Below are 13,466 nucleotides of genomic sequence, written 5' to 3' on the forward strand. Positions count from 1 at the left end.
GACCGGCACCGGGCCTCCAGGCAGTGACGTGGGTACGGTGGGCGACATGAGCGAAGAACGCATCGAGTCCCAGTGGTGGTTCAACGACAAGACCGGCCAGGTCGAGCAGGGCCCGCAGTCCCCGCAGCGCGACCGGATCGGCCCGTTCGCGACGCGCGAGGAAGCGCAGCACGCGCTCGACCGCATCGCCGCGAACAACGAGAAGTGGGACGCCGAGGACCGCTGAGCTCCGCGGCCGGCACCCGGCCGGCGCCCCGGTGACGGCGCGTCGCACGGCCCCGCGCACACCGCCGGACCACTAGCCTGGGACGAGGCCCGCCAGCGGCCACCCGATACACGGAAAGGTCGTGCATGGACAAGCAGACGGACTTCGTGCTCCGCACCATCGAGGAGCGCGGCATCAAGTTCATCCGACTCTGGTTCACGGACGTCATCGGGACGCTGAAGTCGGTGGCGATCGCCCCGGCCGAGGTCGAGGGCGCGTTCGCCGAGGGCATCGGGTTCGACGGCTCCGCGATCGAGGGCCTCACCCGTTCGTACGAGGCCGACGTCCTGGCGCACCCGGACCCCTCGACCTTCCAGATCCTGCCCTGGCGCGGCGAGATCGACCCCACCGCGCGGATGTTCTGCGACATCACGACGCCGGACGGGCAGCCCGCCGTGGCCGACCCTCGCAACGTGCTGAAGCGCACCCTGGCGCGGGCGAGCGACCGCGGGTTCACGTTCTACACGCACCCCGAGATCGAGTTCTACCTGCTCAAGAGCCGCGAGTGGAAGGACGGCGGACCGCAGCCCGTCGACCAGGCCGGCTACTTCGACAACGTCCCCGGCGGCAGCGCGCACGACTTCCGACGTCGGTCCGTCCGGATGCTCGAGGACCTCGGCATCTCGGTCGAGTTCTCGCACCACGAGGCCGGCCCCGGGCAGAACGAGATCGACCTCCGCTACGCCGACGCACTGACGATGGCGGACAACATCATGACCTTCCGCACCGTGGTGAAGGAAGTGGCGATCGAGCAGGGCGTCTACGCGACGTTCATGCCGAAGCCGATCTCGGGCCAGCCCGGTTCCGGCATGCACACCCACGTCTCGCTGTTCGAGGGCGACCAGAACGCCTTCTACGAGGCCGGTGGCCAGTACCAGCTGTCGCAGACGGCCAAGCACTTCATCGCCGGGGTGCTCAAGCACGCGCCGGAGATCACCGCGGTGACGAACCAGTTCGTCAACTCGTACAAGCGGCTCTGGGGCGGCGACGAGGCCCCGTCCTTCGTCACCTGGGGCCACAACAACCGCTCGGCCCTGGTGCGCGTGCCGCTCTACAAGCCGAACAAGGGCCAGTCCTCGCGGATCGAGTACCGCGGCATCGACTCGGCGGCGAACCCGTACCTGGCGTACTCGCTGCTGCTCGCGGCCGGCCTCAAGGGCATCGAGGAGGAGTACGAGCTCCCCGCCGAGGCCGAGGACAACGTCTGGAGCCTCAGCGACTCCGAGCGCCGGGCCCTGGGCTACAGCCAGCTGCCCGCGAGCCTCGACCACGCCCTGAGCCTCATGGAGGACTCCGAGCTGGTGGCCGAGACGCTCGGCGAGCAGGTGTTCAACTTCGTGCTGCTCAACAAGCGGCAGGAGTGGAAGCGCTACCGCGACCAGGTCACCCCGTTCGAGCTCGACACCAACCTCGGCGCGCTCTAGAACCGAGCGCCCTGACCCCTCGGGAGCACGTTCCACATGACCGGTCGGACGACGACGTCACGTTCGGAGCTGGCCCGTCTGGGGTTCGCCGAGCTGTCGGAGAGCCTCGAGCGGGCTGCCGACCTGGAGGCCCGGTTCGGCCCCGACGTGCCGCTGCCGGTCGCCGGGTCTGCCGCGCTCTGGGGCGGCACCGCTGATCCGGACGGCGCCCTGCGGATGCTCGAGCGGTTGCTCGAGCGCGCGCCGGACGAGCTCCGGCCCGTCCTGACGGACGACGCGGCGACCGAGCGCCTGATCCGCCTGCTCGGCGCTTCGATCGGCCTCGGGGAGTTCCTGCACCGGCGTCCGGCCGAGCTGGCACTGTTGCTCGAACCGGTCGGTGAACCGTGGTCGCAGGAGCGGTACACGGCGTCGCTGACCGAGGCCGTCGACGGTGCCACGGGCGAGGACGCCCGGATGCGCCTGCGCGTGCGCTACCGCCGGCACCTGGCCCAGATCGCCCTGTTCGACGTGCTGCACGCCGTGCCGACCGATGCGTTCCCGGCCGTTGCGGCGGGCCTCGCCGACCTGGCGGGCGCCACCCTCGACGCCGCGGTCGACATCGCCCGGCGCGAGGTCCCGTTCCCGGCGGCCGACGTCGCAGCGACACCGCTCGCGGTGATCGCGATGGGCAAGGCCGGCGCCCGCGAGCTCAACTACGTCAGCGACGTCGACGTCATCTTCGTCACCGAGCCCACCGACGACGTCCCCACCGACCGGGCCGTGCTCGTCTCCACCCGCATCGCGATCGCCGCCATGCACGCGATCACCGACCTCGCCGCCGAGCCCGCCCTGTGGGAGGTCGACGCGAACCTCCGGCCCGAGGGCAAGGACGGCGCACTCGTCCGCACCCTCGACTCGCACGTGGCGTACTACGAGCGCTGGGCGAAGGGGTGGGAGTTCCAGGCGCTGCTCAAGGCCCGCCCGATCGCGGGATCCGCAGACCTGGGTGCCCGGTACGCCGAGGCCGTCGCGTCGTTCGTGTGGAACTCCTCCACCCGGCCGGGGTTCGTCGAGTCGGTGCAGCGCATGCGCGAGCGGGTGACCGAGCACATCCCGGACGCCGACGTCGACCGCCAGCTCAAGCTCGGCCCCGGTGGCCTGCGGGACGTCGAGTTCACCGTGCAGCTCCTGCAGCTCGTGCACGGCCGTGACGACCCGTCCGTGCGGGTGCGGTCGACGCTCGAGGCGATGGACGCCCTGACCGACGCCGGGTACGTCGGCCGTGCCGAGGCCGCTCGGTTCGGCCCGGACTACGCCCTGCTCCGGGTGCTCGAGCACCGCATCCAGCTCCGGCGCCTGCAGCGGACGCACCTGATGCCCTCCGACGAAGAGGAGCTGCGGGTGCTCGCCCGGTCGAGCGGTGTCGCGGCGTCGGCCCCGGCGCTCGAGGCACGCTGGCGCGCCGTGAAGCTCGAGGTCCGCGGGCTCCACGAACGCCTGTTCTACCGGCCGCTGCTGTCCGCAGTGGCCTCGACCGAGGACGAGATCGTCCTGACCAACGACCAGGTCGTCGACCGGCTCGCCGGTGTCGGCTTCGTCGACCCCGCCGGAGCCGTCGGCCACATCCGCGCCCTCACGCAGGGCACGAGCCGACGCGCGGCGATCCAGCGGAACCTGCTCCCGGTGCTCCTGCGCTGGATGGCCGAGGGACCGGCGCCGGACCGTGCGCTGCTGGCCTTCCGGCGGTTGAGCGACGGCCTGGGGGAGTCGAGCTGGTTCCTCCGCATGCTGCGCGACTCGTCCGGCGCCGCACACTCGCTCACCACGGTGCTGTCCGAGTCGGCGTTCCTGTCCGGGCTGCTCGAGCGGTTCCCGGAGGCGGTCGCCTGGCTCGACGAACCCGAGGCGCTCCTGCGTCCGCGGCCGATCGACGCCCTGCTCGCCGAGATGACCGCGACCACCGCCCGGCACGGCAACGACGTCGACGGCTCCGCGGCGCTGCTCCGGTCGGCCCGACGGCGCGAGACCCTGCGGCTCGGCATGGCCGCCGTGCTCGGCTCCCTCGACGTCGACGGCCTGGGCCCGGCCCTGAGCGACGTCACCGAGGCAACCCTCGCCGGCGCCCTCGCGCTCGCCCGCCGGGACGCCCCCGAGGGCTTCGAGTTCGGGATCATCGCGATGGGCCGGTACGGCGGGCGGGAGCTCGGCTTCGGCTCGGACGCCGACGTTCTGTACGTGTACCGCGCACCCGACCTGGCGCCCGAGGTCGCGTCCCGGACCGCCCAGACAATCGTGCGCGAGCTGAACCGTCTGACCGAGGACACGATCCACCCGCTCGACCTCGACATCGACCTGCGCCCCGAGGGCAAGAACGGTCCGGTCGTGCGGACGCTCGAGTCCTACGGCGCCTACTACGCCCGCTGGTCGCTCACGTGGGAGGCGCAGGCGCTCCTCCGTGCCCGCGGAGCCGTCGGCGACGCACAGCTCCTGCGTGACTTCGAGCACCTCGCCGACCGCACGCGGTACCCGGAGCAGATCGACGACCACCAGGTGCGCGAGGTCCGCCGGATCAAGGCCCGCGTCGAGTCGGAGCGGCTGCCCCGCGGCGCCGACCCGGCCCGGCACCTCAAGCTCGGCCGGGGATCGCTCAGCGACGTCGAGTGGTTCGTGCAGCTCCTGCAGCTGCAGCACGCGCTCGAGATCCCGTCGCTCCGCACCACGTCGACGCTCGAGGCGCTCGACGCCGCGGTCGACGCCGGACTGGTCGGCGCCGAGGACGGCGAGCGGCTCGGGGCCGCCTGGCGCTTCGCGTCGCGCACCCGCAGTGCGCTCGTGCTGTGGTCGGGGAAGACCACCGACGTGCTGCCCGTCGATCGCGTCCAGCTCGAGGGCGTCGCCCGTCTGATGGAGTACCCGCCGGGTTCCGCGAGCCGCCTCGAGGACGACTACCTCGGCGTCACGCGGCGGGCCCGACAGGTGTTCGAGCGCGAGTTCTACGGCGCCTGATCCGCACGCGACGCAGCACCTGACCCGCCGCCGAGCACCTCGCGACACGCCCGAGCGTCTGCGGACGGACCCGACCTGAGCAGCTGTCGAAGGTTAATTCCCCGTGTCGCACGACGTCCCCCGACGGCACCCTCTTCGTACCCCTGTTCGAAACGGAGCCCGGCTCGTTACCGGGCCGTGACCGAACTCCCACCGGACCGCCAGGGGACCTTTTCCGACGTCCCCCGACACGCCGCGTGACCACCTCCTGACCGGGGCTTTCCGTTGGACCCGACCCGTGCCTCCAGGCCGCACCTGTCGCCCATCGGGGCGACCCTGCGTCGAGGCGTGGTCCGCAGGAGTGCTGTCAGCACCACGGGGGACCACTCCGACCGGCCGAGAGGGGGACCGGTGTGTACCCCGTAACGCGCCCGTAACGCCCCCGGATGGGGGCCGCGTTGCGCGCGCGTTCAGGTTCTGCATCAATTGCATCACCCGAACCGGCCCTGATTCCCCGATGAAGCGGAATCTCCACCTCGAACGTTGAAGCAGGGATCAGTGTTCACCTTCATTCTGCAGATCAGGCAGATGGTCGAAGGGCACCCCGAGTTCTACCTGTTCGCCGTGTACTCCGCGGTGATCTGGTTGCTCTGGTTGCTCAAGGTCGTCATCTCCGCCCGCTACCGCCCCTTCACCGGCACCTTCGTCGGTACCACCAGCGTCGTCGTCCCCGTCGTGGACGAACCGCTCGACCTCTTCCGTGACGTGATCGGCCGCATGGTCGAGCAGCAGCCCGGCGAGATCATCGTCGTCATCAACGGTGCCCGCAACGAGGCGCTCGAGGAGGTCTGCGACGAGTTCGCCCCGCTCGTCCGCTGGACCCACACGCCCATCCCGGGCAAGCGCAACGCCGTCAAGGTCGGCACCGAGATGTCCAACGGCGACATCACCGTGCTGGTCGACTCCGACACCGTCTGGACCCCCGGCGCGCTCGAGGAGCTCCTCAAGCCGTTCGCCGACGAGTCCGTCGGTGGCGTGACCACCCGGCAGCGCATCCTCGAACCGGAGCGCAGCTGGATCACCCGCTGGGCCGACTGGCTCGAGAACTCGCGGGCGCTCTACTCGATGCCGGCACAGAGTGTCCTCGGGCAGATCGGCTGCCTGCCCGGGCGCACCATCGCGTTCCGCCGGAGCATCCTCATGCGGGTGATGGACCGGTTCATGCACGAGAAGTTCATGGGCGTGTTCCTCGAGGTCTCCGACGACCGGACGCTGACGAACCTCACGCTCAAGGAGGGGTACCGGACCGTCTACCAGTACACGTCGCTGGTCTACACGGACGCCCCGCTGCAGGTGAAGAAGCTGTTCAAGCAGCAGCTCCGCTGGGCCCGCGGCTCGCAGTACAACACGCTGCGGATGCTGCCGTGGATGCTCGGCCACGCCCCGGTCCTCGCGGCGTTCTTCATCACCGACATCATCCTGCCGTTCATGCTCTTCGGCGTGATCGCCGGCTGGATCTACCGTGCCTTCACCGGCCAGGGCGAGAACCTGTACCAGGGCATCCTTTCGCAGTACGGCTTCTCGACCGGCTTCGTCTACGTCGCGGCGCTCATGGTGATCTCGAGCGTGCTGAGCATGGCGATCCGCCAGATGCGGCACCTGTCCGAGAAGCCGAGCGACTTCTTCCGCCTGCCGATGTTCATCATCGTGTCGACGTTCTTCCTGATGCCGATCCGGCTCATCGGCTTCTTCCGCCTGGCACACGCGTCCGGCTGGGGGACCCGGGCCGGTGCCTACGCCGGTGGTCCGATGCAGGAGGACCCGGCGGACGCCGTCCAGCCGCTGTCCGCCTCGGCGCAGATCCCGGTCAGCCCGATCGACGCCGAACGTGCCCGGTCGGCCGGGGTCGACCAGGTGGCCGTGGACCGTGCGTTCGACGAGCTCTTCGGCGCCGACGCGGCGACCAACTCCACCACCACCGTGCTCGCCACCCGCCGCGAGGCCGCAGCAGCGGTCGCGCAGCAGGAGGCCCAGCGAGCAGCCGCGCCGGCTCCCGCCCGAGCCCGCCGGTACAACCCGTACGCAGCGATCCCGTACGTGATCGGCATCGCGATCTTCGCCCTGGAGGCGTTCCTCATTGTCTGACTTCATCCGTTCCTCGAGTGCTTGGTGGGCGCAGTCCAGCAAGCACGCCCGCCGGACGGCCATCGGCACGACGGCCATCGTGCTGGCGCTCGGCCTCATCACCTGGTCGGTGTGGATCTCACCCTCCGGCCCCGTCTCGACCGCCGTGCACCAGGCGCTCGGCGTCGAGGCGCCGAAGGCCAAGAAGGTGTCCGCCGCCGAGCTGCAGACGCAGCTCGACGCCGCCCAGGAGCGCATCTGGTCGCTCGAGGGCAAGCTCGACTCCCGCACGGCCCAGGCCGGGTCGCGTGGCGACCAGATCTCGGAACTCAAGGCGCAGATCGCGTCGCTGCAGTCCCAGCTCGGTGCCGCGAAGGGCTCGGGAGGCTCGTCCACCGTCAACGCCGCGGGTTCCGGCAGCGGTGGCTCGGGTTCCGGCGGGTCCGGTGCGGGTTCGGCCGGCGCGTCCGGGTCCGGCTCGGGCTCGTCCGACAACGGTTCTGGCAGCGGATCGGGTTCCGGCAACGGATCCGGGTCCGGCTCTGGTTCCGGCAACGGTGGCGGCTCGAAGCCGAACCCCGGTCCGTCGACCGACCCGGGTGCCACCCCGGTCGTCACACCGACCAAGGCCGAGATCCTCGGCCAGCAGTCGCGCTGGTACGGCCTCTACACCGCGCAGTCCCCGTTCAACTGGGCCGAGTACGACGAGGTCTCCCGTCAGGTCGGCACCGCGTCGAACATGACCGGCTTCTTCCAGGGCTTCGACCAGGAGTTCAACGCCCCCGCGGTGCAGCGCTCCTGGGCCAACGGCCGTGTCCCGCTCATGACGTGGGAGACGGTGCCGGCGCAGACCGGCAACGACCAGAAGTACGTCCCCGGGTACACCAACGAGGACATCTCCGGTGGGTCGTTCGACGCCTACCTGACGAAGTACGCCAAGGCGCTGGCGGCCAACGGGCAGCCGATGGTCATCCGTCTCGACCACGAGATGAACGGCTCCTGGTACAACTGGTCCGAGGGTGACGACCAGAAGAACCCGGCCGGCTCCTACGTGAAGATGTGGCAGCACGTGCACGACGTCTTCCAGGCGAACGGCGCGAACAAGTACGTCATCTGGGACTGGTCCCCGAGCCGCATCGACAAGCTCGGCAACCCGAAGTACCAGACGCTCGACTACATGCGGCAGTACTACCCGGGTGCGGACTACGTGGACTGGGTCGGCATGAGCGGCTACTACCGCGACGCCACCGAGCAGCCCACGTTCGGCACGACCTTCGGAGCGACGCTCGCGCAGCTCCGCCAGATCGCACCGGGCAAGGGCATCATGCTCAACGAGATCGGGGCGACCGAGACCGGCACGAGTGTCGCGAACCCGCAGAAGACGCAGTGGATCAACTCGCTCTTCGATGCGCTGGCGGACCCCGCCAACAAGGACATCGTCGGCTTCGCGTACTTCAGCGAGACCGCGACCACCATCATCGACGGCAAGCGCACCACGAACGACTGGCGTCTCAACTCCCGCGCCGATTCCCTCAAGGCCTTCGCCGAGGGCATCAAGCGCAACGACATCGACTACGACCTGCAGGAGGTCACGCAATGAGCGAGTCCAAGAAGTCGACCGCATCGGCCGACACCCGTCCCGCACCCGTCATCAGCGTCATCGGCACCGGCTACCTCGGTGCCACCCACGCGGCCGCCATGGCCGAGATGGGCTTCGAGACCATCGGTGTCGACATCGACCCGTCGAAGCTCGCCGCACTGTCCGCCGGTGAGGTCCCGTTCTTCGAGCCCGGGCTGCCCGAGCTCATCACGAAGCACGTCGCCAGCGGCAAGCTCCGCTTCACCTCCGACATCGCCTCGGCCGTCGCCGCTGCGGACGTCCACTTCGTCTGCGTCGGCACCCCGCAGAAGGCCGGGTCGCACGCCGCGAACCTGGCCTACGTCGAGAGCGCCACCCGTGGCGTCGCCGAGAACCTCACCCACCCGGGCCTCATCGTCGGCAAGTCGACGGTCCCGGTCGGCACGGCAGCGCGACTCCGCGGCATCGTCCGCGAGTTCACCCCCGCCGGCATCGATGCGGAACTCATCTGGAACCCCGAGTTCCTGCGTGAGGGCAAGGCCGTCGAGGACACCCTGCACCCGGACCGTCTGGTCTGGGGTGGCGCGTCCGAGGCCGCCGACGCCGTGATCCGCGAGGTCTACGCCGCACCCATCAGCGAGGGCACGCCGGTCATCACCACCGACCTCGCCACCGCGGAGCTCGTCAAGGTGAGCGCCAACGCGTTCCTCGCCACGAAGATCTCGTTCATCAACGCGATCTCCGAGATGTGCGCGATCACCGGCGCGGACGTCTCCACGCTCGCCGACGCCCTCGGCCACGATGCCCGCATCGGCCGGAAGTTCCTGAACGCCGGCCTCGGCTTCGGCGGCGGCTGCCTGCCGAAGGACATCCGCGCGCTCATGTACCGCGCGAACGAGATCGGTGCCGGCCAGGTCGTCGGCCTCATGCAGCAGGTCGACGAGATCAACATGGGGCAGCGCCAGCGGGTCATCGACATGGCGATCGACTCGGCCGGGGGATCGGTGCTCAACCGTCGCGTGGCCGTCATCGGTGCCGCGTTCAAGCCCCTGACCGACGACGTCCGGGACTCCCCGGCGCTCAACGTCGCCGCCGCGCTGCACCTCCGCGGCGCCCAGGTGACGCTCTGGGACCCCGAGGCGATGGAGCCCGCGAAGCGCTCGTTCCCGACGCTGAGTTACGCCGCCTCGATGACGGACGCGATCGAGGGCGCCGACGTCGTCCTCGTGCTCACCGAGTGGGACGACATCATCACCGCCGACCCGGTCGCCCTCGGCGAGCTCGTCGGGCGCCGCGTCGTGATCGACGCGCGCAACTGCCTCCCGGTCTCCGACTGGGTGAAAGCGGGGTGGACCGTCCGTTCCCTGGGACGTCCCACGCCGGTCACGGGTGCACCCGTGAGCGTCGCAGCGGGGACGAACGACGCGTTGGCCACGAGCCGCTAGTCACCGTTCGCGAGACGGGGTCCGTGCCGGGCGGCGCGGGCCCCGTTCCCGTGCGCCCGGGGCTTGGTCGTTTCGGGCGTACCTGGTCGAATCGGGCGTACCTGGTCGGAAGTTCTGACCAGGGACGCCCGATTCCGCTTTCCAGTCCGGCTGCAATGGGAAGGAACGTGCGTCGCGACCGCCTGGAGGCCCGACCCCCGCCCGCCGGACCGGCACCGGGCCTCCAGGCGGTCGCGTCCGCACCCCGCGCGCACGGTGGCAGCGTCGTCACGCGCTGAGCGACAGCTCACGGGCGGCGCAGCCCGTGAGGTGTCGCCCACCCCGAAACGTGGCCGGCACGGCGAAGGGCCCCGCACCTGACGGTGCGGGGCCCTTCGTGTGGTGTCAGCGGGACTCAGACGCCGAAGTACAGCTCGTACTCGAACGGGTGCGGGCGCTGGGCCAGCGGGAGGATCTCGTTCTCACGCTTGTAGTCGATCCAGGTCTGGATGAGGTCCTCGGTGAAGACGTTGCCCTTCGTGAGGAACTCGTGGTCCGCCTCGAGCGCGTCGAGCGCCTCGTCGAGGGAGCCGGGGACCTGGGGGATGCCCTTGGCCTCCTCGGGCGGGAGCTCGTAGAGGTCCTTGTCGACCGGCTCGTGCGGCTCGATGCGGTTCTGGATACCGTCGAGGCCCGCCATCAGCTGCGCGGCGAAGGCGAGGTACGGGTTGCCGGAGGCGTCGGGCGCGCGGAACTCGATGCGCTTGGCCTTCGGGTTGGTGCCCGTGATCGGGATGCGGATCGCCGCCGAGCGGTTGCCGGCCGAGTAGACCAGGTTGACCGGAGCCTCGAAGCCCTTGACCAGACGGTGGTACGAGTTGATCGACGGGTTGGTGAAGGCGAGCAGCGCCGAGGCGTGCTTCAGGATGCCGCCGATGTACCAGCGGGCGAGGTCCGACAGACCGCCGTAGCCGTTCTCGTCGTAGAAGAGCGGCTTGCCGTCCGACCAGAGCGACTGGTGGGTGTGCATGCCCGAGCCGTTGTCGCCGAAGAGCGGCTTCGGCATGAACGTGGCGACCTTGCCCCACTGGTCGGCGGTGTTCTTGACGATGTACTTGAACTTCAGGATGTCGTCCGCGGCGTGGACCATCGTGTCGAACTTGTAGTTGATCTCCTGCTGGCCGCCGGTACCCACCTCGTGGTGCGAGCGCTCGAGCTCGAAGCCCGCGTCGATCAGCTTGAGGGTGATGTCGTCGCGCAGGTCGGCGGTCTTGTCGACCGGCGACACGGGGAAGTAGCCGCCCTTGTACGGGGTCTTGTTGGCGAGGTTGCCGCCCTCTTCGTCACGACCGGTGTTCCAGGCGCCCTCTTCGGAGTCGACCGCGTAGAAGGACTCGTTCTGCGTGACCGAGTACCGGACGTCGTCGAAGATGTAGAACTCGGCCTCGGGGGCGAAGAACGCGGTGTCCGCGATGCCCGTCGACGCGAGGTACTTCTCGGCCTTCTTCGCCACCTGGCGCGGGTCGCGGCCGTAGATCTCGCCGTTCCGCGGGTTGTAGATGTCGAAGATCATGATGAGCGTGCGCTCGGCGCGGAACTGGTCGACGTACGCCGTGGTGACATCGGGGATCAGCTGCATGTCGGACTCGTGGATCGACGCGAAGCCGCGGATGGAGGAGCCGTCGAACAGCTGGCCGACCGAGAAGAAGTCCTCGTCGACGGTGGATGCCGGGATGTTGAAGTGCTGCTGCACACCGGGCAGGTCCGTGAAGCGGATGTCGAGGAACTTGACGTCGGTGTCCTTGATGAAGGCCAGGACCTCGGAGGAATCGCTGAACATGGGGCCGATCTCCAATGGGTTGGGTGATGTCGGAGGCACCGGTCAAGGCACCTCCGATGAGGCTATTGACACGGGGTTTCCCGGACATGACTGGTTTGTTTCGGGCGTGTTACGCCCGGGCGGTCGCCTACGCTGGGGACCATGGCCCGCAGCACTCCCAGTCCGTCCGCGCCCTCCGAGCACCCGGACGGATGGCCGGGCAAGGACCTCGGTCTGCCCGAGTCCGGGCCCCGGAGTGTCGGGCGGATCGGTCGGCGGGTCGTCGCGCTCCTGATCGACGGCGCACTGGCTGACCTGGTGGCCTACGTCACCGGGGTCTGGTCGCCGGTGAACGGTTCGGGCGACATCGCGCACTCCTGGGTGCAGATCGCCATCTTCGCCGTGCTGCAGATCGTGTTCATCTGCCTGCTGTCCGGGTCGTTCGGGCACATCTGCGTCGGGCTGCGGGTCGTCCCGATGCGCGGGGGCTACGTGGGGGTGTGGCGGCCGATCCTCCGGACGGTGCTGCTCTGCCTGGTGGTCCCGGCGCTCATCATCGACCGCGACAGCCGTGGTGCGCACGACCGCATCGCGGGGACGGTGCTCGTCCGCCGCTGATCGCGTCGGCCGGGGTCGCGGGTGCGGCGCGCGGGTCGTGGCTGTCGTCCGCCCGACCTCGCACCGTGCGAGGTTGCTCATCGGGTGCGAGTTTGCCCGCCCCGTGCGCCGTCGGAGTCCCGCACCGAGCCGACAACCTCGCACGGTTCCGGGCCGGTGCCGCGCCCTCGCACCGTGCAAGGTTGCGCGCCGGGCCTCAGCCGCTTGCCGTCGCACCGTGCGAGGTTGCGCACCGGGTGCGAGCTTGCCTGCCCCGTGCGCCGTCGGAGTCCCGCACCGAGCCGACAACCTCGCACGGTTCAGCGAAGGTCGCACGGTGCGGGCCTCGCGCACACCCCGCCCCGCGGCCCACACATACGAGAACGCCCCCGACCAGAACTGGTCGGGGGCGTCCTCGTCTGTGCGGACTTCGGTCAGCGCGGCCGTCCGGCGCGGGCCCGCATCGGGTCCATGCCCTTCGGGATCGAGGCCGCGGGGCTCTGCGTCAGCGAGTCGAGACGGTTCGCGACCGCCAGGACCTCGTTGCGGTTGAGCGACTTCTTGAGCTTGTTCATGGCACGGGGCAGCTTGTGCAGCGTCAGGCTCTCACCGGTGCCGTCACCCACGTGCAGCACGTGCACGGCGACGTTCGGGACGATGCGCTGCACCTTGCGGCGCTCCTCGTCGACCTGGCGGTTGAGGTTGCCACGCTGGCCCTCGGTGATCAGGACGACGCCCGGGCGACCCACGGCGCGGTAGACCGCTGCCTGCGAGCGACCGTGCACCGCGACCGGCATCTCGCTGGAGCGCCACTGGCGACGGAGCGAGTTCGACAGCACGGCACCGACGGCGCCGGGCTGGCCTTCGATCTGCGAGTACGCGGCGCGTTCGGCGAGACGGCCGAGCACGATGAGGAAGAGCAGCACACCGAGCAGCACACCGGCGACGATCCACAGGACGATCGCGAGCCAGTTCTGCCCCGGCAGGAGCAGCGCCAGCAGGACACCGAGGACGACCGGACCGACGAAGGCGAGGGCGAACCACCAGACCGACGACGGGTCGGCCTTTCGGGTCATCTGGAAGACCTGGAACATCTGCTTGAGACGCCCCGGCTCCTTCGCCTTCTTGTCTGTGGAAGAGCTGCGTGCCATGCGAACAGGATACGGCCTCCGTGCCCCGGGGGAGACCGTCCCGTGTCCGGCTGTGCGCGAACACGTCTTGTCCACAGGTGGTGCGGGAGAGCCTGGAGGCCCACGCGCCACCGCCA

9 protein-coding genes are annotated in these 13,466 nt (G+C 69.8%); 7 read left to right on the plus strand and 2 right to left on the minus strand.

What is annotated here, in order from left to right:
- The first annotated feature begins 46 nt into the window (after positions 1 to 46).
- From DEI96_RS08500 to DEI96_RS08525, 6 genes are all read left to right on the plus strand, one after another.
- Positions 47 to 226 carry an SPOR domain-containing protein gene (locus tag DEI96_RS08500; RefSeq protein WP_111023013.1) on the plus strand — a complete coding sequence of 60 codons (180 nt, stop codon included), beginning with the start codon at positions 47 to 49 and terminating at the stop codon, positions 224 to 226.
- Between the two features lie 125 nt (positions 227 to 351).
- Positions 352 to 1,689, plus strand: coding sequence for a type I glutamate--ammonia ligase (gene glnA / locus DEI96_RS08505; protein WP_027465449.1), 1,338 nt, complete (start codon positions 352 to 354; stop codon positions 1,687 to 1,689).
- 36 nt (positions 1,690 to 1,725) lie between these two features.
- On the plus strand, positions 1,726 to 4,677 hold the full coding sequence (locus DEI96_RS08510) for a bifunctional [glutamine synthetase] adenylyltransferase/[glutamine synthetase]-adenylyl-L-tyrosine phosphorylase (protein WP_111022915.1): 2,952 nt from the start codon (positions 1,726 to 1,728) through the stop codon (positions 4,675 to 4,677).
- A 537-nt stretch (positions 4,678 to 5,214) separates the two neighbouring features.
- Positions 5,215 to 6,801 (plus strand): glycosyltransferase family 2 protein, encoded by a 1,587-nt coding sequence (locus DEI96_RS08515; RefSeq protein WP_111022914.1) that lies wholly within the window; start codon positions 5,215 to 5,217, stop codon positions 6,799 to 6,801.
- Entirely contained in the window at positions 6,794 to 8,380 is a 1,587-nt protein-coding gene (locus tag DEI96_RS08520) for a glycosyl hydrolase (RefSeq protein WP_111022913.1), read from the plus strand. The genes DEI96_RS08515 and DEI96_RS08520 overlap by 8 nt, the downstream gene beginning before the upstream one ends.
- Complete coding sequence (locus tag DEI96_RS08525; RefSeq protein ID WP_111022912.1) at positions 8,377 to 9,804, plus strand: UDP-glucose dehydrogenase family protein; 1,428 nt, start codon at positions 8,377 to 8,379, stop codon at positions 9,802 to 9,804. The genes DEI96_RS08520 and DEI96_RS08525 overlap by 4 nt, the downstream gene beginning before the upstream one ends.
- Before the next feature lie 394 nt (positions 9,805 to 10,198).
- Here DEI96_RS08525 and glnA (DEI96_RS08530) read toward each other — a convergent pair whose 3' ends face one another.
- Entirely contained in the window at positions 10,199 to 11,623 is a 1,425-nt protein-coding gene (gene glnA, locus DEI96_RS08530) for a type I glutamate--ammonia ligase (protein ID WP_027465453.1), read from the minus strand.
- A gap of 141 nt (positions 11,624 to 11,764) precedes the next feature.
- Between glnA (DEI96_RS08530) and DEI96_RS08535 the strand changes: the two genes are divergently transcribed.
- A complete protein-coding gene (locus DEI96_RS08535; protein WP_071244549.1) occupies positions 11,765 to 12,220 on the plus strand; it encodes an RDD family protein in 456 nt (151 codons plus the stop codon).
- 413 nt (positions 12,221 to 12,633) lie between these two features.
- On the opposite strand, the gene DEI96_RS08540 is transcribed toward DEI96_RS08535, so the two are convergent.
- On the minus strand, positions 12,634 to 13,350 hold the full coding sequence (locus tag DEI96_RS08540; protein ID WP_027465455.1) for a DUF4191 domain-containing protein: 717 nt from the start codon (positions 13,348 to 13,350) through the stop codon (positions 12,634 to 12,636).
- Between the last annotated feature and the right edge of the window lie 116 nt (positions 13,351 to 13,466).

It is taken from the genome of Curtobacterium sp. MCLR17_031, from assembly GCF_003234775.2.
GTDB lineage: Bacteria > Actinomycetota > Actinomycetes > Actinomycetales > Microbacteriaceae > Curtobacterium > Curtobacterium flaccumfaciens.